21 protein-coding genes are annotated in these 18,889 nt (G+C 43.0%); 10 read left to right on the forward strand and 11 right to left on the reverse strand.

Annotated features, from left to right (window positions below):
* The first annotated feature begins 1 nt into the window (after position 1).
* Positions 2-1,516, forward strand: a complete 1,515-nt coding sequence (locus ACLS0A_RS08415; RefSeq protein WP_416083074.1) for a DHA2 family efflux MFS transporter permease subunit — start codon at positions 2-4, stop codon at positions 1,514-1,516.
* A 74-nt stretch (positions 1,517-1,590) separates the two neighbouring features.
* On the opposite strand, the gene crp is transcribed toward ACLS0A_RS08415, so the two are convergent.
* From crp to coaBC, 5 genes are read right to left on the reverse strand one after another with little or no spacing between them, the layout of a single operon-like run.
* Positions 1,591-2,235, reverse strand: coding sequence for a cAMP-activated global transcriptional regulator CRP (gene crp / locus ACLS0A_RS08420; protein ID WP_103853887.1), 645 nt, complete (start codon positions 2,233-2,235; stop codon positions 1,591-1,593).
* Positions 2,236-2,253: 18 nt separating this feature from the next.
* A complete protein-coding gene (locus tag ACLS0A_RS08425; RefSeq protein ID WP_103853888.1) occupies positions 2,254-2,478 on the reverse strand; it encodes a YheU family protein in 225 nt (74 codons plus the stop codon).
* Between the two features lie 21 nt (positions 2,479-2,499).
* Positions 2,500-3,198: a nucleoid occlusion factor SlmA gene (gene slmA, locus ACLS0A_RS08430; protein ID WP_416083075.1), complete on the reverse strand. Its 699-nt coding sequence runs from the start codon at positions 3,196-3,198 to the stop codon at positions 2,500-2,502.
* Positions 3,199-3,205: 7 nt separating this feature from the next.
* The gene (gene dut / locus ACLS0A_RS08435; RefSeq protein WP_126371489.1) at positions 3,206-3,661 is read right to left on the reverse strand and encodes a dUTP diphosphatase; all 456 of its coding nucleotides are present in this window, start codon (positions 3,659-3,661) and stop codon (positions 3,206-3,208) included.
* Positions 3,662-3,680: 19 nt separating this feature from the next.
* Positions 3,681-4,892 (reverse strand): bifunctional phosphopantothenoylcysteine decarboxylase/phosphopantothenate--cysteine ligase CoaBC, encoded by a 1,212-nt coding sequence (gene coaBC / locus ACLS0A_RS08440; RefSeq protein ID WP_416083076.1) that lies wholly within the window; start codon positions 4,890-4,892, stop codon positions 3,681-3,683.
* A gap of 173 nt (positions 4,893-5,065) precedes the next feature.
* On the opposite strand from coaBC, the gene radC reads away from it, so the two are divergent.
* From radC to mutM, 4 genes are all read left to right on the forward strand, one after another.
* Positions 5,066-5,722, forward strand: coding sequence for a RadC family protein (radC, locus tag ACLS0A_RS08445; RefSeq protein WP_416083077.1), 657 nt, complete (start codon positions 5,066-5,068; stop codon positions 5,720-5,722).
* 226 nt (positions 5,723-5,948) lie between these two features.
* On the forward strand, positions 5,949-6,185 hold the full coding sequence (rpmB, locus tag ACLS0A_RS08450) for a 50S ribosomal protein L28 (protein WP_011608297.1): 237 nt from the start codon (positions 5,949-5,951) through the stop codon (positions 6,183-6,185).
* 11 nt (positions 6,186-6,196) lie between these two features.
* Positions 6,197-6,367, forward strand: a complete 171-nt coding sequence (gene rpmG / locus ACLS0A_RS08455; protein ID WP_005542835.1) for a 50S ribosomal protein L33 — start codon at positions 6,197-6,199, stop codon at positions 6,365-6,367.
* Positions 6,368-6,520: 153 nt separating this feature from the next.
* A complete protein-coding gene (mutM, locus tag ACLS0A_RS08460) occupies positions 6,521-7,336 on the forward strand; it encodes a bifunctional DNA-formamidopyrimidine glycosylase/DNA-(apurinic or apyrimidinic site) lyase (RefSeq protein ID WP_416081405.1) in 816 nt (271 codons plus the stop codon).
* Between the two features lie 77 nt (positions 7,337-7,413).
* On the opposite strand, the gene folA is transcribed toward mutM, so the two are convergent.
* From folA to ACLS0A_RS08475, 3 genes are read right to left on the reverse strand one after another with little or no spacing between them, the layout of a single operon-like run.
* On the reverse strand, positions 7,414-7,911 hold the full coding sequence (gene folA, locus ACLS0A_RS08465) for a type 3 dihydrofolate reductase (protein WP_416083078.1): 498 nt from the start codon (positions 7,909-7,911) through the stop codon (positions 7,414-7,416).
* Between the two features lie 32 nt (positions 7,912-7,943).
* Positions 7,944-8,408, reverse strand: coding sequence for a threonine/serine exporter family protein (locus tag ACLS0A_RS08470; protein ID WP_103853895.1), 465 nt, complete (start codon positions 8,406-8,408; stop codon positions 7,944-7,946).
* A complete protein-coding gene (locus ACLS0A_RS08475; protein WP_416083079.1) occupies positions 8,405-9,193 on the reverse strand; it encodes a threonine/serine ThrE exporter family protein in 789 nt (262 codons plus the stop codon). The genes ACLS0A_RS08470 and ACLS0A_RS08475 overlap by 4 nt, the downstream gene beginning before the upstream one ends.
* Positions 9,194-9,351: 158 nt before the next feature.
* On the opposite strand from ACLS0A_RS08475, the gene proB reads away from it, so the two are divergent.
* Positions 9,352-10,455 carry a glutamate 5-kinase gene (gene proB / locus ACLS0A_RS08480; RefSeq protein ID WP_416083080.1) on the forward strand — a complete coding sequence of 368 codons (1,104 nt, stop codon included), beginning with the start codon at positions 9,352-9,354 and terminating at the stop codon, positions 10,453-10,455.
* A gap of 112 nt (positions 10,456-10,567) precedes the next feature.
* Here proB and galM read toward each other — a convergent pair whose 3' ends face one another.
* The 3 genes from galM to galT form a co-directional block, all read right to left on the reverse strand.
* Entirely contained in the window at positions 10,568-11,596 is a 1,029-nt protein-coding gene (gene galM, locus ACLS0A_RS08485) for a galactose-1-epimerase (protein ID WP_416083081.1), read from the reverse strand.
* Positions 11,590-12,747, reverse strand: a complete 1,158-nt coding sequence (galK, locus tag ACLS0A_RS08490; RefSeq protein WP_416083082.1) for a galactokinase — start codon at positions 12,745-12,747, stop codon at positions 11,590-11,592. The genes galM and galK overlap by 7 nt, the downstream gene beginning before the upstream one ends.
* 64 nt (positions 12,748-12,811) lie before the next feature.
* Positions 12,812-13,855, reverse strand: coding sequence for a galactose-1-phosphate uridylyltransferase (gene galT, locus ACLS0A_RS08495; protein WP_416083083.1), 1,044 nt, complete (start codon positions 13,853-13,855; stop codon positions 12,812-12,814).
* A gap of 220 nt (positions 13,856-14,075) precedes the next feature.
* On the opposite strand from galT, the gene ACLS0A_RS08500 reads away from it, so the two are divergent.
* The 4 genes from ACLS0A_RS08500 (at position 14,076) to mglC (ending at position 18,814) form a co-directional block, all read left to right on the forward strand.
* Complete coding sequence (locus tag ACLS0A_RS08500) at positions 14,076-15,077, forward strand: substrate-binding domain-containing protein (RefSeq protein WP_416083084.1); 1,002 nt, start codon at positions 14,076-14,078, stop codon at positions 15,075-15,077.
* Between the two features lie 145 nt (positions 15,078-15,222).
* Positions 15,223-16,215 carry a galactose/glucose ABC transporter substrate-binding protein MglB gene (gene mglB, locus ACLS0A_RS08505; RefSeq protein WP_115248999.1) on the forward strand — a complete coding sequence of 331 codons (993 nt, stop codon included), beginning with the start codon at positions 15,223-15,225 and terminating at the stop codon, positions 16,213-16,215.
* A gap of 52 nt (positions 16,216-16,267) precedes the next feature.
* Positions 16,268-17,785: a galactose/methyl galactoside ABC transporter ATP-binding protein MglA gene (gene mglA / locus ACLS0A_RS08510; RefSeq protein WP_416083085.1), complete on the forward strand. Its 1,518-nt coding sequence runs from the start codon at positions 16,268-16,270 to the stop codon at positions 17,783-17,785.
* Between the two features lie 18 nt (positions 17,786-17,803).
* Positions 17,804-18,814, forward strand: a complete 1,011-nt coding sequence (gene mglC / locus ACLS0A_RS08515; protein WP_103853904.1) for a galactose/methyl galactoside ABC transporter permease MglC — start codon at positions 17,804-17,806, stop codon at positions 18,812-18,814.
* Positions 18,815-18,889 lie beyond the last annotated feature (75 nt).

Genomic DNA, 18,889 nt, shown 5'->3' on the forward strand with positions numbered 1-18,889 from the left:
AATGCAAAAACCGATTCAGGGCGCAGCCCTTGCGGTGATGACCATTGCCCTATCCTTGGCAACCTTTATGCAAGTGCTGGATTCCACCATTGCTAATGTGGCAATTCCCACCATTGCAGGGGATTTGGGTGCATCGTTCAGTCAAGGCACTTGGGTGATTACTTCATTCGGCGTGGCAAATGCGGTATCTATTCCCATTACAGGCTGGCTGGCTAAACGCTTTGGCGAAGTGCGCTTGTTTTTAATCGCCACAGGATTATTTGTGCTGGCTTCTTGGCTATGTGGCATTTCTCATAGCCTAGGAATGTTGATTTTGTGCCGCATCTTCCAAGGGCTAGCAGCAGGGCCGATTATTCCCCTTTCACAAAGTTTATTGCTTAATAATTATCCCCCTGCAAAACGTAGTATGGCGCTGGCATTTTGGTCTATGACTGTGGTGGTTGCACCAATTTTTGGCCCGATTCTTGGCGGTTGGATCAGTGATAACCTGCACTGGGGCTGGATTTTCTTCATTAATGTGCCGATTGGGCTATGTGTGATTTTTCTCAGTTGGAAAATCTTAGGCAAGCGAGAAACCAAAACTTTCCAACAACCTATTGATATGATGGGCTTAATTTTACTTGTAGTAGGTGTTGGCTGTTTGCAATTAATGCTCGATCAAGGGCGCGAGCAGGATTGGTTTAATTCCACTGAAATCGTGGTGCTAACAATCGTTTCCGCCATTGCCTTAATTGCGTTGATTATTTGGGAATTGACGGACGAGAACCCTGTGGTGGATATTTCACTGTTCAAATCACGCAATTTCAGTGTGGGTTGTTTGTGTACTAGCCTTGCCTTTCTCATCTATCTTGGCTCAGTGGTGCTTATTCCATTATTGTTACAGCAAGTCTACGGCTACACCGCCACTTGGGCAGGGCTTGCAGCTGCGCCAGTGGGCTTATTCCCAATTTTGCTTTCGCCAATCATCGGACGTTTTGGCTACAAAATTGATATGCGTATTTTGGTTACAATCAGTTTTATGGTGTATGCGCTAACTTTCCATTGGCGCGCTGTAACCTTTGAACCTGCGATGACTTTTGCTGATGTTGCTCTGCCGCAGTTGATTCAAGGGATTGCCGTAGCGTGCTTTTTTATGCCGCTCACCACCATTACGCTATCAGGTTTACCGCCAGAAAAAATGGCGTCTGCATCAAGTTTATTTAATTTTCTGCGTACCCTTGCAGGTTCAATCGGTACATCGCTTACCACCTTTTTATGGTATAACCGTGAAGCAGTGCATCACACCCAATTTACCGAAGCGATTAATCCTTATAACCCCAATGCACAAGCCTATTACGACACAATGGCACAAGTTGGTTTGAATGATACACAAACATCAATGTCCTTAGCACAAAATATTACCGCGCAAGGATTTATCATTGGTGCCAATGAAATTTTTTGGTTGTCCGCCATAATGTTTATGTTGCTGTTTATTGTAGTGTGGTTCGCCAAACCACCTTTTGGAAACAAGCACTAGTGGTGAAAGTGAAAAAACAAAGAGCGGTGAAAAATTTCTAAATTTTCCACCGCTCTTTTCGTTAATAGATATTTTTATCTTGAATGATAAACCACAATGGTTTTGCCGTGAGCAGAAATAAGATGCTGATCTTCCAACATTTTCAAAATTCGCCCTACGGTTTCACGAGAACAGCCGACCATTTGACCAATCTCTTGTCGTGTAATTTTGATCTGCATTCCTTCAGGGTGGGTCATTGCGTCAGGCATTTTTGCTAGATTTAGCAAGGTTTGTGCTATGCGACCAGCAACATCAAGGAAAGCAAGGTTGCGCACTTGTCTTGATGTATTTTGTAAACGACGTGCAAGCTGCCCTGATAAATACATTAAAATTTCAGGATTTACTTGAATAAGCTGACGGAATTTTTTGTACGAAATTTCTGCCACTTCACAAGTCGTCTTCGTTTTCACCCAAGCGGAACGTTCCTGACCTTCTTCAAATAATCCCGCTTCGCCGAAGAAATCCCCTTGATTTAGGTAAGTTAGGATCATTTCTTTGCCGTCTTCATCTTTCACCAAAATCGCTACAGAGCCTTTGATGAGATAATAAAGGGTTTCCGCTTTTTCACCTGCGTGAATAATTGAGCTTTTGGTTGGGTATTTATGGATATGGCAATGGGATAAAAACCATTCTAAGGTTGGATCCATTGGTGGAGTGTGTTGCCCTTGTTGTTCTTGCACGGTGTCCTCCTACATTTATCATCTATGATTAAGAAATTCCATTTTATCTTTAATATCAATGGACTCGTGTAATTCCGACCAAACAATTACAGCCTTTCCTTGACGTATGTTGGTCAGCAAGTTTTGAGTTTTCTGTTGCAGAGAAAGCTCCTGTTCACCGTAATCCGTCCCTTCACGCAGAATGAAACTTTCTGCAATATTAATGAGCGTTTCTTCTTCTAAATCTTGCCAAGGAATAATCATCATCTTACCTAAAAATTACTATTATGCAAAGTGTACTGCAATAAGTTTCCACTGTTGTTCAAAGTTTTGGTTTGAATTATGGCGAAAATTCGACCGCACATAACGCATAAACTGCCCTTCGCAGAGATTGACTAAATAACTGGCGATAATGCGTTCATCAAGGTTAAAGGCGCGCCCTTCACGCAGTTTGCGCATTTGTAAAATATTCACAAATTGAAATTCGAGGCGATCGAAAAATTGCGCCACGCGCGCTTGTAATTTGGGATCTTCAAACATTAAGGCGTGGCCTGTTAGCACACGAGTTAGCCCCGGATTTTTGCGTGCAAAATCTAAGATCATTTGCAAAATATCGCGCACGCGGTTCATTGTGTTAGTTTCGTTTTTGATCGAATGGTTAATGCGACTGAATAAATTGCTTTCTAAATTATCAATGAGAGCCTCAAACATTTTGGTTTTGCTTGGGAAATAACGATATAACGCCGCTTCGGACACACCGATTTCTTCAGCTAAGCGTGCGGTGGTCATTCGTTCCATTCCACGTTCAGAATGAAGCATATGAGTGAGCACAGTTAGCACTTGCTGACGGCGTTCTTTTACGCTGCGTTTGTCGCTTTTCGGTGCTTTTTCTGTATTTTTTTCGCTGAGCTTAGTTGGGTTATTTGGCTTAGTTTGCTCAGGCGCAGGCTCAATGCCTGCAATTTCCAGTTGTTCTTCGACCATAGTTCCTCTATTGTTTGCCTGAATGGCCAAATCCGCCTTCACCACGTTCTGTTTGTTCAAAATCACTCACAATATTAAATTCTGCTTGCACCACTGGTACGAAAACTAGCTGTGCAATGCGATCGCCTACTTCCACTTTAAAAGGCTGCGAGCCACGGTTCCACATTGATACCATTAACGGCCCTTGGTAGTCGGAATCAATCAAGCCCACCAAATTGCCCAATACAATCCCATTTTTATGCCCAAGCCCTGAACGAGGCAAAATCACTGCCGCAAGGTTAGGATCGGCGATATAAATAGAAAGCCCAGTTGGGATTAATTTGGTTTCCCCCGGTTGAATTTCAAAACTTTCTTCCACCAACGCGCGCAGATCTAAACCTGCCGAACCGCTTGTGGCATAAGCCGGCAAGGGAAATTCCGTGCCAATTCGGCTATCTAAAATTTTTACGTCAATCTTTTTCATTTTTCGTTTATTCCTTCGTTCAAACTTGAGCTTGAAAGCGTTCTACAATCTGTTGGGCAAGTTGCACCGCCAGATCTTTTTTGCTACTACGCGGTAATTGCACGCTGCCATTACGCCAGAACAGCTGGAGCTGGTTGTCATCGCCATTAAAGCCTTGCCCGTTAGACACATCATTGGCGCAGATCAAATCTAAATTTTTACGCACTAATTTGTCTTGTGCATATTGTGCAACATTTTGCGTTTCTGCCGCAAACCCCACCACAAATGGGCGATTTTCGTTCAGCGCCGCCACCGCCGCAATAATATCAGGGTTTTTTACCAATTCTAAGGTGAGCGTATCGCTATCAGCGGTTTTCTTCATTTTTTGCTTAGCAATTTGCGCAACACGGTAATCCGCCACTGCAGCGCAACCAATAAAAATATCCACTTGTGGTGCAATGGAAAGAGAGGAGTCTGCCATTTCTTGCGCGGAAATCACATCAATTCGTTCCACTTGAGCAGGCGTAGGCAAATCCACTGGCCCTGCAATTAATTTGACTTTCGCCCCACGTTTGGCAAAGGCTTCAGCGATAGCAAAGCCCATTTTGCCCGAACTATGATTGCTAATATAACGCACGGGATCAATGGCTTCGCGAGTTGGGCCAGCGGTGATTGCAATAGTTAAGTGGCTAAGATCTTGTGGTGGTAACAAGATTTCACAAAGTGCGGTGTAAATTTCCGCAGGTTCTGACATTCGCCCAAAGCCCATATCTCCACAGGCCTGTTCACCACTGTTAGGCCCAATGGTTGCAATGCCACGGGCTTTTAAACTGGCCAAGTTTTGTTGGGTAATGGGTTGGCGGAACATTTGCTGATTCATCGCTGGCGCAAGCAAAATCGGCGCAGCGGTAGCAAGGCAAATAGTCGTGAGCAGATCATTGGCCATTCCTGTATTTAAGCGTGCCATAAAATCTGCGCTGGCAGGGGCGATCACAATGAGATCTGCCCATTTTGCTAGTTCAATATGCCCCATTGCCAGTTCCGCTTGAGGATCAAGCAATGACTGCGCCACCGCATTGCCTGAAATAGCTTGCAACGTGAGTGGCGTAACAAATTCTGCCGCAGCAGGGGTGAGAACCACGCGCACTTCCGCTTGGTTTTTGCGCAGCAAACGGATTAGCTCAATGCTTTTATAAGCAGCGATCCCGCCTGTTATACCAACAACAATACGTTTTCCTTGAAGATCTTGCATTATTTCCAATCAATCCAAATTAAAAGTGCGGTTAATTTTACTGTAATTTTCCCCAATAAAAAATTCAATTTTTCGATCTGGATCGCAAAAGTCGTGGAGAAGCCTGTCAGAACACAGCTGTCTATGTTAAAAAGATCCGCAATTTGATATTAAAAATGAAATGATCGCCACAAATGACCATCTTAATGCCACGGGAAAAACTGCTAAAATTTGGTGCTGAAGCCCTTGATGATAGCGAATTATTAGCTATTTTTTTACGCACGGGAATCAAGAATTGTTCGGTAATGGAATTATCTCGTGTGGTTCTTGAACATTTTGGATCGTTGCGGCAATTAATCAGTGCGGATCAAAAAGCCTTTTGTAACGTTAAAGGCTTAGGCATTACGCAATTTATTCAACTGCAAGCTAGTACGGAAATGACAAAGCGTTATTTACTGCAAGAATTGGAAATGACACAGGCATTTACTCGCCCTGAGTTGGTGAGAATGTATTTGCAAACGGAGCTAGAGCATAAAGAACGGGAAGTTTTTTTGGTACTTTTTTTAGATAATCAGCATCGCCTGATTAAAAAAGAAGAAATGTTTTTAGGTACGATCAACACAGCCGCAGTGTATCCCAGAGAAATTGTTAAAAGCGCACTTTTTTGTAATGCGGCGGCGATTATTTTGGCTCATAATCACCCATCAGGCATTGCAGAGCCGAGCAATTCCGATCGGATCATCACGGAAAAGATCCAAAAAGTGGCAGAATTAGTAGAAATTCGCGTGCTGGATCATTTTGTGATCGGCAAAGGCTGTTATGTTTCTTTTAGTGAAAAAGGGTGGTTATAATAGCCATTCTGCAAGAATGATGCGGTGGAATTGCTGATTTTTTTGTCATTTATTGCGTTAATTAAGTGATTTAGGCTTGAGTATAGCAAATAAAGTGAGTATAATTTGCCACCTTTAATATAGTATGCGGGTCGGTTACAGCGACCTGACGAGGTGGCTTGCAAACCTAGTTTGCAGTAATCCGAACCCTAAGCTCGAGCTTATATTTGATTTATTGGAGATTAATATGTCTAGAGTCTGTCAAGTAACAGGCAAGCGTCCAGCTGTTGGTAACAACCGCTCACACGCAATGAACGCGACACGTCGTCGTTTTCTTCCTAACTTACACACTCACCGTTTCTGGGTTGAGTCTGAAAAACGTTTCGTAACTTTACGCTTAACAGCGAAAGGTATGCGTATTATTGATAAAAAGGGCATTGATGCGGTGTTAGCTGAAATCCGTGCTCGTGGCGAGAAAATCTAAGGAGCTAAAAAATGGCAGCTAAAGGTGCTCGTGAAAAAATCCGTTTAGTTTCAACAGCTGAAACCGGTCATTTCTACACAACAACAAAAAATAAACGTAATATGCCAGAAAAAATGGAGATCAAAAAATTTGATCCTGTTGTGCGTAAACACGTTATTTACAAAGAAGCTAAAATCAAATAATTTGGCTTTGATGAATTAGAAAAACCCGACTTGTTCGGGTTTTTTTACGTTCTTTTATAGGCGCTTTTCTTGGATTTTTATTGATTGCCCCTATTTATAGTGTAACGCAGAGAAATTTTTATTAGAACTACACATCATTCGCACGGAGAAAAAATGCCTGAATTACCCGAAGTTGAAACCACTAAAAATGGGATTTCCCCTTATTTAACAGGATTTACCATTGAAAAAATCGTGGTACGCAATCCTAAATTACGCTGGGAAGTCAGCCCGCAATTAAGTGAGTTTAAGCAGGTTAAAGTGAGCCATCTTTCCCGCCGTGCCAAATATCTGATCATTCATACGGAAAAGGGGGCGATCATAGGGCATTTGGGAATGTCAGGCTCATTGCGTGTTGTGCCACAAGACAGCCCCATCGATAAACACGATCATTTAGATATTGTGATGAATAATGGCAAGGTGCTGCGTTATAACGATCCTCGCCGTTTTGGCGCGTGGCTTTGGACGGATAATTTAGCGGATTTTCATCTTTTTGCCAAACTTGGCCCAGAACCCCTTTCAGCAGAATTTACTGGGGAATATTTGTTCAAAAAATCTCGTAAAAAACAGACCGCACTTAAAACCTTTTTAATGGATAATGCCGTGGTAGTGGGCGTGGGCAATATTTATGCCAATGAAACACTCTTTTTATGCGGTTTACATCCGTTGAAATTGGCTAAAAACTTAACCAAAGCCCAATGTGAATTGCTGGTTCAAACCATTAAACAAGTGCTTGCCACCGCCATTGCGCAAGGTGGTACAACGTTGAAAGACTTCTTGCAACCTGACGGTCGCCCCGGTTATTTCGCTCAAGAACTACGTGTTTACGGCAATAAAGATAAGCCTTGTCCAACGTGCGGGACAAAAATTGAAAGTTTAGTCATCGGGCAACGTAATAGCTTTTTCTGCCCAAAATGTCAGAAAAAAGCATAAAAATAGCTAAAAAAGCACCGCATTTGTATAAAGCTAATCAATTAAGGAAGGTAAGCCAAATCGACCTTCCTTTTTTGTTATGGATGCGTTCTATTAATTCGTTGCAAAATTAAAAATCGGCAATCATAAGGATTATTTTCATCAGCAGAGCGATATTGTTCAAATTCAATTTGCCATTCTGTCCAATCAATTTTTGGAAAAAACGTATCGCCGTCAATTTCTGCTTGAATTTCAGTAAGATAGAGTTTATCTGCAATGGGAAGATATTGTTTAAATAACTCACCGCCGCCGATAAGCATTATTTCGGGAAAATCTTTGACAAAATCCACCGCACTTTCAAAATCACTTTTCCAAATCACGCCTTCGTGCTGAAAAGGGGAACGGGAAAGCACAATATTGGTACGTTTTGGCAACGGACGACCAATGCTCTCAAAGGTTTTTCGCCCCATAATCACGGGCTTGCCTTGCGTATTTTGGCGAAACCACGCAAGATCCGCAGGCAAGTGCCACGGCATTTGGTTATCTTTCCCGATCACATTATTTTTCGTCATTGCCACAATTAAACTGAGCGTCATTTGCTTTCCTTTCTATTTACCTTACTTGCTTATTATATTACAGGTTTTTGTCGATAGAACAATAAGCCAGGTAGCGCCAAGCCAAAAACCAATGCGCCTAAAATAAAGCCTGTTTTAATAAAATAATCAATCATTTGGGCAAATAATACATCGGAAAAGCCATAATGATGAATTTGCACAATGGCGATCATCGCTTTATAAGCATAAACACCCGGGATCATCGGAATAATCGCTGCGACGGTAAACACTTTTGGGTGGGCAAGATAACGATGGGATAAATGCACGCCAATAAAACCGATTAAACTTGCGCCAGCAAAGGTAGCAAACACTAACGGTACATCAAAATGCACTAACAAGGTTCGCAATCCGTGTCCTAATGCACCTAAAATGGCACAATATTTCAAGGCCTTAGGCGGAACATTAAAAACTAAAGCAAAGCCCACCGCAGGAATGGCGGCGAATAGCATATCATCGAATAAATTCAGCAATAAGGTCATTTTAATTCTCCCCAATAGGGAATATTCAACAGCGCAAGGGCAAAAACAATGCCCAAACACGCGCCAAAGGTGAGAATGGTGGCAATCGTCCAACGCCCTAAGCCCATACCAACGTGCCCTTTGAGAATATCCGCCAGCGAATTAATCAATGGAAAGCCCGGCACGAGCAAAAGCACACTAGAAGCAAGGGCGATTTGCGGATCATTGCCTAACTGATATTTCAGCGCCATTCCTGAAATAATTGATGCGATAAAGGCGGTAATGGAAAACACAATAATCGGATTGTAATGTCGATGAGCAAGGGCTTGACGAATAAACATCGCAACAGCTGCAGCGACAAAGGTGATGAGTGAAATCCGAATATCGCCGCCAGATAAATGGGCAAAACAGGCGCAAGACAAGCCAATCATAAGCACCACGAGATAACGGTTATATTTAAACGGCTTAATTTTCTCAAGGCGTTTACGCACTTGATGAATATCATAAATACGGCGCTCGGCAGTAATCACCACCCGCTGCACTTCTGTAACAATATGCATATTTATGCCCTGATCCACATTTTTGCGTGCGGTGGTAATGCAATGATTATGATATAGCGTGGTGATAATCACAGCGTTGGGCGTTAATGCACATTCCACACTATCCATTCCCAAAGCGCGCCCTAATCTATGCGACATTTGTACCACCACAGCACTTTCTGCCCCGTGTTGAAGTAGCATTAATGCGACTTTTATACATAACCTTGTTACTTCACGTTGGCGCTCAATACGACTTTGCTCTGACATTTTGGCTAAGATGAGTTGATTAAAAAATGTCGATATTATAACGCTTTTTAGGTAATAAAGATTGTTTTAAATCATAGAAAGTGCGGTGAAAATTTAATGAAATTTTTCTCATTTAATGGTAGGGTTTCGGGCATTCAACATTAACAGGAAAATTTCGTATGGAACAAAAGAAAACCATCGTGGTGAAGTTTGGCACAAGCACTTTAACACAAGGCACAACCAAGCTTCATCGTCCACATATGATGGAAATTGTGCGCCAAATCACCCAACTGCACCAAGCAGGCTTTCGCATTATTATTGTTACTTCTGGCGCAATGGCGGCAGGGCGCGATTATCTCAATCATCCACAACTTCCGCCTACTATTGCATCAAAGCAATTATTAGCCGCCGTGGGGCAAAGCCAGCTAATTCAAACTTGGGAACAGCTGTTTTCTATTTATGATATTCACATCGGGCAAATTTTGCTCAGCCGTGCTGATATTGAAGATCGCGAGCGTTTTCTTAATGCGCGGGATACCCTTAACGCCTTGTTAGATAACGGTATTATTCCTGTAATTAATGAGAATGATGCCGTTGCTACCGCCGAAATTAAAGTGGGCGATAACGATAATTTATCGGCGCTGGTGGCCATTTTGGCACAAGCGGAGCAACTTTATTTGCTCACTGACCAACAAGGCTTATTCGATAGCGATCCAAGAAAAAATCCGCAAGCCAAATTGCTTTCCGTGGTGGAAAAAATCACTGATAACATTCGCCAAATTGCCGGTGGAAGTGGCACAACCCTTGGCACAGGCGGAATGTCCACCAAAGTGATCGCCGCGGACGTTGCCACCCGTTCGGGCGTAGAAACCATTATCGCCCCCGGCAATCGCGCAAATGTGATTGTGGATCTGGCTTATGGAGAAAATATCGGCACAAAATTTACCGTACAAACAGACCGCCTTGAAAGCCGTAAGCAATGGCTTTTCGCAGCACCATCTGCAGGCACGATCATCATTGATGAAGGGGCAACAAGTGCGGTGCTAATTCAACATAAATCCTTGCTTCCAGCAGGCATTGCGCAAATCGAAGGGCGCTTCTCGCGCGGCGAAGTGGTGAAAATTCAACAACCTAACGGTAAAGTTATCGCCCTTGGCATTCCACGCTACAACAGCGATGCGTTGAATTTAATCAAAGGCAAAAAATCGCAAGATATTCCGCAAATTTTGGGCTATGAATACGGCGCTGTCGCGGTGCATCGTGATGATATGGTGGTGTTGTAGATAAGCCCTAACAGAAACGAATGGGCACATCGTTATCATAATATGTGCGATTTTTAACAGAACGGCAGGCTTATAAGTCTGCCGCTACAGTTCTAAAAATACTCTAAGACATTTAATTGTTTACCCCAAACTGATACTCAATCCATTGCTTATAAGGCCGATTTTTCTTACCAATGCCGCCGTATTTTTGCCATTCTGGGTGATTTGGGGTATCAGGCAGGCATTCAGGTTCAAGGGCGATGCCTTGATAATCTTGGTAAGCATAGCCTAGGCGATTTGGCGTGCCAGCCAGATAATTCCCTGTGTAAATTTGCAATGCGGGTTGCGAGGTGGAAAGGGCAAGGGAAAGCTGGCGGTTGCTGGAAGTCAGTACCGCGCAAGGTTGTGTGCCATTGAGTAAAAAGGCGTGATCATAGCCTTTGGTGAACAGCTGTTCTTGTTGTAAGAAATCTTGTGCGAGCGTTTTTTCTTGGCGGAAATCAAAACTTGAGCCTTGCACCGCTTTGAGTGGCGCATTCGGAATGCCTTGTTCGTTCACTGGTAAAAAATAGTCCGCATTCAGTTGCAGAAAATGCCCGCGAACGTCCGTGCCTTGGCTTGCATTATCTAAATTAAAATAGGCGTGATTGGTGAGATTAAGCGGTGTGTCTTCATCGGTTAGGGCTTCAAATTCAATGCGAACGCTATTTTGCTCCGTTAAGCGATAAGTGGTTTTTACTTGCACATTGCCGACAAAACCTTGATCGCCATTTGGCGAGAATAGGGAAAATTGGACAAAATTATCACCGCACTTTTCCACTTGCCAACGGCGTTTATCAAAGCCTTCGCCGCCGTGAAGTTGGTGTTTGCCTTGATTGGCGTTAAGGTAAACCGTTCTGCCATTTAAACGAAAACGGCTGTTGGCAATACGGTTGGCATAACGCCCCACGGTTGCACCTAAATAGGCTTGTTGTTTTAGATAATCAGGCACTTGCGCGCCCAATAGCACTTCTTGTAAGCCACCATTCACAGGTACTTGGCAAGAAAGCCAAGTTGCGCCCCAATCCATTAATTGAATGCGCATTCCTTGTTGATTGGTTAGGGTAAATAGGTTGAAGGGCTTGCCGTCTGGCGCAAGCCCTGTGTGAGATTGTCTTAACATACGGCGACCCCTTGTGAGGCGGTGCAAACATAGAAATCTTCTTTTAATCCTGTTTGTTTTTCATAGTTTTCTGCGATGATCTTACGCACGGCGTCCACCTTATCCAACGGCGCTACCACCACGATACAACCACCAAAGCCACCGCCTGTCATTCTTGCACCGCCTGTGTTACCCACGGCAAGTTGAGCCAGTTCAACTAAGTAATCAATTTGTGGCACGGTGATCTCGAAATCATCGCGCATTGAATCGTGGGATTGTGCCATTAATTGTCCAAGTTTTGTGAGATCGCCTTGTTTTAAGGCTTCTACTGCAGCAAGCACGCGAGCGTTTTCGCTAACAACGTGTCTAGCGCGTTTCGCCACGATAGGATCAAGTGCGGTGAGTTTTTCTTCCATTTTTTCGAATTGTGCTACGGACACATCACGCAAGGCTTTCACGCCAAAAAATTCTGCCGCTTGTTCACATTGCGCGCGGCGTGTGTTGTATTCACCTGCCACTAAATCGTGTTTAACGTGCGAATTGACAATCATCACTGCCACATCATTGGGAACAGGGGTTGGCTGAGTTTCAAGGCTGCGGCAATCGATCATTAATAAATGATCTTTTTGTCCAAGGGCAGAGATCAGCTGATCCATATTGCCGCAATTCGCGCCCACAAATTTGTTTTCTGCTTGCTGCCCGATTAACGCCAGCTGGGTATCGCTGAGTGGAAGTTGTGCGAGCTGCTGGCAGAATTTTCCCACCGCCACTTCAAGAGAAGCTGAAGAACTTAAGCCCGCAGAAAGTGGGACGTTACCACTAATCACTAAATCAGCCCCTTGTTTGAAGTCGGGACATTGCGCTTGAATAAATTTCACCACGCCACGCACATAGCCTGTCCATTTGTGGGCGGGATTAGGCTCAATGGGTTTGGCAAGATCAAATTCGTCAAACTCATCAAGATCGGCGGCATAAACACGGAAAAGGCTATCATCTCGCTTTGCGCCACATACTGCTGTGCCGTAATTAATCGCGCAAGGCATTACAAAGCCGTCATTGTAATCCGTATGCTCGCCGATAATATTGACACGCCCAGGAGCATAAACACGCAGATCAAAAGTGCGGTGGAATTTTTCGGAAAATAATTGTTCTGCTCGTTGTTGTGGGTTCATCAGTTGTCTCCTTCGATTTAGTGGTTGTCGATAATTCATTGTGCATTTGAGTTATTAACAGATCCTAGCGTAGTTTGTAATGAATATCGCTTAAGGCACGTAATCGTTCTGCCGCTTGTTCTGCGGTGAGATCGCGCTGGCTTTCGCCTAGCATTTCATAGCCCACCATAAATTTTCGCACCGTGGCGGAGCGTAATAATGGGGGATAAAAATGCGCGTGCAGTTGCCAATGATCATTTTCTTTGCCATTAAATGGGGCAAAATGGAAACCCATTGAATATGGGAAAGAAGTTTCAAACAGGTTGTCATATTTGGTGGTGAGCAACTTCAAGGCAAGCGCCAAATCTTGCTGTTGTTCAGGGTTGAGTTGGGCGAAATTTTTAATATGAACTTTTGGCAGTAATAAGGTTTCAAAAGGCCATACAGCCCAATAAGGTACAAGGGCAACCCAGTGTTTGGTTTCCACCACAATGCGTTCTTTCCGCGCTAATTCACGTTGCACATAATCCACCAATAGCACTGAACCGTATTTTTCAAAGTAACGTTGTTGGGCTAAATCCTCTTGCGCCACTTCATTCGGCAGAAAACTGTTTGCCCAGATTTGTCCGTGTGGGTGAGGGTTTGAACAGCCCATTGCCGCACCTTTATTTTCAAAGATTTGTACCCAAGGATAACGCTGCCCTAGCTCGTTAAGTTGAGCTTGCCATACGTCAATCACATCAACAATTTCTTCCACCGTGAGTAATGGTAAGGTTTTGCTGTGATCCGGTGAAAAGCAAATCACGCGGCTTTCCCCTTCAGCAGCGGCAGTTTGGAAAAGGGGATCATCACTCGGCGCGGGGGCTGGCGTTTGTTCTAACAAGGCGGAAAAATCATTTTTAAACACAAAGGGTTTGCGGTAGTCAGGGTTTTGTTCGCCGGTAATGCGTTTATTGCTTGGGCAAAGGTAGCAGCTTGGATCGTAGCAAGGTTTTTGTTCTTCTTCATTTTTTTCTTGCTGACCTTGCCATGGACGTTTTGCGCGATGGGGAGAAACCAATACCCAGCGATCGATAAGCGGATTATAGCGGCGGTGTGGATGATCTGCCGCAACAAATTGTTCAGACATAATGTTCTCCTTAAGTGAAAATATGAAAGCGGTTACAAAAATAAACTGCTATAAAATAGCAGATTGCCAAAAATAAACTATTAACTAGATCACAAATTGAGAAAAAAGTGTGATTTTTTTTGTGATGTAGTTTTCATTTTTTAAAGTAAGCGTTTTCAATCACAGAAAATTCTTTATATGATAAGTGCGGTGTAAATTTGCAGAGTTTTTAGGGGAGAAGATGATTACTATTCGTGATGTAGCAAAACAAGCGGGCGTTTCAGTGGCAACGGTTTCGCGCGTGTTGAATAATCATTCTTCCGCCAGTGAAAAGGCACGCCTTGCAGTGCAAAAAGCTGTGCAGGAATTGGGCTATCACCCGAATGCTAATGCGCAAGCCCTTGCCTTGCAAAACACTGACACCATTGGCGTGGTGGTCACGGACGTTACCGATCCTTTCTTTGCGATTTTAGTGAAAGCAGTGGATAAAGTGGCGGAACAGCACAACAAAAGCATTTTGATCGGCATTGGCTATCATAATGCGGAAAAGGAACGTAATGCCATTGAAACCTTGCTACGCAAGCGTTGTAGCTGTTTGGTGGTTCACACCAAAGCCTTGAGCGATGAAGAACTTAGCCAATATTTAAGCCGCATTGCGGGAATGGTGGTGATTAATCGCGTGGTGCAAGGTTATGAAAATCGCTGCGTAAGCCTAGATAACACCAAAGGTACGTTTATTGCTACGGAAAATTTAATCCGCCTTGGGCATAAGCACATCGGTTATATTGGTTCAAATCATAAAATTAATGATGAAAAAGAGCGTATTCAAGGCTATCTTAATGCCCTTGCGCAGCACAATTTGCCAATGGCGGAACATCGCATTGCGCACAGCTCACCGGATTTTGAGGGGGGCGAGCAGGCAATGATCCATTTGTTGAGCTACAATTCTGATCTAACTGCCGTGGTGGCCTATAACGACACAATGGCGGCAGGCGCAATTTCGGTGCTGAATGAAAACAATATCAACGTGCCGAAACAATTTTCCATTATCGGCTTTGATGATATGCCCATTGCCCGTTATCTGATCCCTAAGCTCACCACGATTCGCTATCCCATTGATTTAATGGCAACTTATGCGGCAAATCTGGCATTAAGTTTGGTGGATACTCGCGTTAATACACCGATTCATACCCAATTTAATCCCACCCTAGTCAGACGATTTTCCACAGAACCCTGCGATTAATTTATGATCACCGTCACATTTTTGAACATTTTTTGTAATCGTTTACAGTAAGTGTGAGAGGGATCACAGTCTTACAGTTTATTTTCTTATATGCTTAATTGTGCTAGAGGTAAATTTTCCACTAAACAATTAAGGAGCTATCCCTATGAAAAAAATCTCATTAAAAATCACCGCACTTGCTTTAACCTTGGGGCTTGCTGGTACTGTTGCTCAAGCAGCGAATCGTGTGGGGGTAACTATTTATAAATACGATGACAACTTTATGTCATTAATGCGTCAAGAAATTGACAAAGAAGCCAAACAATTTAAAGACATTGAATTGTTAATGAACGACTCGCAAAATGCCCAGTCGGTGCAAAATGACCAAGTTGATGTGTTGATTTCTAAAGGGGTGAAAGCCCTTGCGATTAACCTTGTGGATCCAGCGGCTGCGCCAACCATTATCAAAAAAGCACAGTTAGAAGATGTGCCAGTGATTTTCTTCAATAAAGACCCTGGTGCAAAAGCCATTGGCAGTTATGAGCAAGCTTATTATGTAGGGACTGAGCCAAAAGAATCTGGCGTGATTCAAGGCCAATTAATTGCGAAACACTGGAAAGCTAACCCTGCCTATGACTTAAATAAAGATGGCAAAATTCAATATGTATTATTGAAAGGTGAGCCAGGCCACCCAGATGCGGAAGCGCGTACGAAATATGTGATTGAAGAGCTAAATAAAAACGGCATTGAAACCGAACAACTCTTTATCGACACAGGAATGTGGGACGCGGCATTAGCCAAAGATAAAATGGATGCGTGGTTATCAAGCCCGAAAGCCAACGAAATTGAAGTGATTATTTCTAACAATGACGGTATGGCAATGGGCGCGTTGGAAGCCACCAAAGCACACGGTAAAAAATTACCAATCTTTGGTGTAGATGCCTTGCCAGAAGTGTTACAGCTAGTTAAAAAAGGCGAAATGGCAGGTACAGTGTTAAACGATGGTGTAACACAGGGTAAAGTTATCGTGCAATTTGCCGATAACCTAGCAAAAGGTAAACCAATTGCAGAAGGCACAAACTGGAAATTAGAAAACAAAGTATTGCGTATTCCTTATGTAGGCATTGACGCAGATAACTTAAATGATTTCTTAAAATAATTTTATTGGCATATAGGGGAAGGCTTTCTTCCCCTTTTCTATGGGGTTGGCTATGACAGAACACACACCAAATACCCAAGAAGTCTTGCTTACAATGACCAATGTAAGCAAAACCTTTCCGGGCGTTAAAGCTTTAGACCGGGCAAATCTCACCGTGCGTTCTCACTCAGTACACGCATTAATGGGGGAAAACGGTGCGGGCAAATCCACCTTGCTGAAATGCTTATTTGGCATTTATGCTAAAGACGAAGGTGAGATTCTCTTTTTAAATCAACCAGTTAATTTCAAAACATCAAAAGAAGCACTTGAAAATGGTATTTCAATGGTTCACCAAGAACTCAATCTTGTGCGCCAGCGTAATGTGATGGATAACCTTTGGCTTGGACGTTATCCACTAAAAGGTGTGTTTGTCGATCACGCCAAAATGTATCGTGACACCAAAGCCATTTTTGATGAATTGGATATTGATGTTGATCCTAAAGAAAAAGTGGCAAATCTCTCTGTTTCACAAATGCAAATGATTGAAATTGCAAAGGCTTTTTCTTATAACGCAAAAATTGTGATTATGGACGAACCCACTTCATCGCTATCTGAAAAAGAAGTGGAGCATTTATTTAGAATCATCGAAAAGCTCAAAGAACGCGGTTGTGGAATTATTTATATTTCGCACAAAATGGACGAAATTTTCAAAATTTGCGATGAAATTACCATTTTACGCGATGGCAAATGGATCAACACCGTGCCAGTCAAAGGCAGCACGATGGACGAAATTGTGGCAATGATGGTAGGGCGTGAACTTACACAACGTTTCCCTGAAAAAACCAACACGCCACAAGAAGTGATTTTAGAAGTGGAACACCTAACGGCACTGAACCAACCTTCTATTCAAGATGTCAGCTTCCAGCTTCGTAAAGGGGAAATTCTTGGCATCGCAGGACTTGTTGGGGCAAAACGCACGGACATTGTGGAAACCATTTTTGGCGTGCGTGAACGTAAAACGGGCGAGATCAAATTGCACGGAAAAACAATGAAAAATCGCACCGCACTTGAAGCCATTAATAACGGTTTTGCGTTGGTCACGGAAGAACGCCGTTCCACAGGGATTTATGCTAACCTAAATATTGAATTTAACTCATTGATTTCAAATATGAAATCTTATTTAGGGCGGCTAGGTTTGCTAAGTGGCGAAAAAATGAAAAGCGACACCCAGTGGGTGATCGATGCAATGAATGTGAAAACGCCATCGCACAAAACTACCATAGGCTCGCTTTCGGGCGGAAACCAGCAAAAAGTGGTCATTGGCCGTTGGTTGCTTACTCAGCCTGAAATTTTAATGCTTGATGAACCAACACGCGGCATTGATATTGGGGCAAAATTTGAAATTTACCAACTAATTATGGAACTCGCTAAAAAGGACAAAGGCATTATTATGATTTCTTCTGAAATGCCAGAACTGTTAGGCGTAACCGACCGAATTTTGGTAATGAGTAACGGAAAAGTGGCGGGAATTGTTGAAACCGCAAAAACTTCGCAAGAAGAAATTCTGCAACTTGCAGCGAAATATCTCTAATTTAGAAGGAAATGAATTATGTCAGCTTTAAAACAAAATAAATCGCTAGATTTCCTTAAGCAAAACGCTATTTACTTTGTGCTGTTGGTACTTCTTGGCATTATCATTATGCAAGATTCCAGCTTTTTGAGTTTAAGAAATTTTAGTAATATTCTTACCCAATCTTCTGTACGTTTAATCATCGCTCTTGGTGTGGCTGGCGTGCTGATTACGCAAGGGACAGACTTATCCGCAGGACGCCAAGTGGGGCTTGCTGCGGTAATTTCAGCCACATTGCTACAAGCAATGGATAATATGAATCGCGTCTTCCCAAATTTAAGTGAAATTCCTATTCCTGTGGTGATTCTTACCGTCTGTGTGGTGGGAGCAATTATTGGCTTAGTAAACGGGATCGTCATCGCTTATCTTAATGTAACGCCATTTATTGCCACAATGGGAACGATGATCATCGTGTACGGGATCAACTCTCTTTATTATGATGCAGTGGGATCATCACCAATTGCAGGTTTTAACGAACAATTCTCTACCTTTGCCCAAGGCTTTTTTCGCTTAGGTAGCTTTAAACTTTCCTACATCACCATTTATGCGGCGATTTGTGCTGTGTTTGTGTGGGTGTTATGGAATAAAACACGCTTTGGTAAAAACATCTTTGCTATTGGTGGAAATCCAGAAGCGGCGCGTGTTTCAGGGGTAAACGTAACCCGTAATCTTGTGGCTATTTATATGATTGCAGGGGTATTTTATGCCTTTGGCGGTATGCTTGAAGCAGGGCGTATTGGTAGTGCCACTAATAACCTTGGTTTTATGTATGAACTTGATGCCATTGCTGCTTGTGTGGTTGGCGGCGTATCCTTCGCTGGTGGTGTAGGTACGGTGCTTGGTGTGGTAACTGGGGTATTGATCTTCACCGTGATCAACTATGGTTTAACCTACATTGGCGTAAACCCATACTGGCAATACATCATCAAGGGTAGCATTATCATCTTCGCCGTAGCCATTGACTCGCTTAAATACGCGAAGAAAAAATAAGTGCGGTGAAAAATTCGCAAAAAAATTACCGCACTTAACTTCCCTAACCCCTCTTTACACAAAGAGGGGTTATTC

The organism is Avibacterium volantium (genome assembly GCF_049366555.1).
GTDB lineage: Bacteria > Pseudomonadota > Gammaproteobacteria > Enterobacterales > Pasteurellaceae > Avibacterium > Avibacterium volantium_A.

Coding starts and splice junctions, on each gene's coding strand:
- galT (WP_416083083.1), bottom strand. CDS start 13,855: ATGTCTGAACAATTTGTTGCGGCAGATCATCCACACCGCCGCTATAAT.
- slmA (WP_416083075.1), bottom strand. CDS start 3,198: ATGGTCGAAGAACAACTGGAAATTGCAGGCATTGAGCCTGCGCCTGAG.
- dut (WP_126371489.1), bottom strand. CDS start 3,661: ATGAAAAAGATTGACGTAAAAATTTTAGATAGCCGAATTGGCACGGAA.
- proB (WP_416083080.1), top strand. CDS start 9,352: ATGGAACAAAAGAAAACCATCGTGGTGAAGTTTGGCACAAGCACTTTA.
- mglB (WP_115248999.1), top strand. CDS start 15,223: ATGAAAAAAATCTCATTAAAAATCACCGCACTTGCTTTAACCTTGGGG.
- galK (WP_416083082.1), bottom strand. CDS start 12,747: ATGAACCCACAACAACGAGCAGAACAATTATTTTCCGAAAAATTCCAC.
- mutM (WP_416081405.1), top strand. CDS start 6,521: ATGCCTGAATTACCCGAAGTTGAAACCACTAAAAATGGGATTTCCCCT.
- ACLS0A_RS08415 (WP_416083074.1), top strand. CDS start 2: ATGCAAAAACCGATTCAGGGCGCAGCCCTTGCGGTGATGACCATTGCC.
- coaBC (WP_416083076.1), bottom strand. CDS start 4,892: ATGCAAGATCTTCAAGGAAAACGTATTGTTGTTGGTATAACAGGCGGG.
- radC (WP_416083077.1), top strand. CDS start 5,066: ATGACCATCTTAATGCCACGGGAAAAACTGCTAAAATTTGGTGCTGAA.
- galM (WP_416083081.1), bottom strand. CDS start 11,596: ATGTTAAGACAATCTCACACAGGGCTTGCGCCAGACGGCAAGCCCTTC.
- rpmB (WP_011608297.1), top strand. CDS start 5,949: ATGTCTAGAGTCTGTCAAGTAACAGGCAAGCGTCCAGCTGTTGGTAAC.
- ACLS0A_RS08425 (WP_103853888.1), bottom strand. CDS start 2,478: ATGATTATTCCTTGGCAAGATTTAGAAGAAGAAACGCTCATTAATATT.
- ACLS0A_RS08500 (WP_416083084.1), top strand. CDS start 14,076: ATGATTACTATTCGTGATGTAGCAAAACAAGCGGGCGTTTCAGTGGCA.
- rpmG (WP_005542835.1), top strand. CDS start 6,197: ATGGCAGCTAAAGGTGCTCGTGAAAAAATCCGTTTAGTTTCAACAGCT.
- ACLS0A_RS08470 (WP_103853895.1), bottom strand. CDS start 8,408: ATGACCTTATTGCTGAATTTATTCGATGATATGCTATTCGCCGCCATT.
- ACLS0A_RS08475 (WP_416083079.1), bottom strand. CDS start 9,193: ATGTCAGAGCAAAGTCGTATTGAGCGCCAACGTGAAGTAACAAGGTTA.
- mglA (WP_416083085.1), top strand. CDS start 16,268: ATGACAGAACACACACCAAATACCCAAGAAGTCTTGCTTACAATGACC.
- mglC (WP_103853904.1), top strand. CDS start 17,804: ATGTCAGCTTTAAAACAAAATAAATCGCTAGATTTCCTTAAGCAAAAC.
- folA (WP_416083078.1), bottom strand. CDS start 7,911: ATGACGCTCAGTTTAATTGTGGCAATGACGAAAAATAATGTGATCGGG.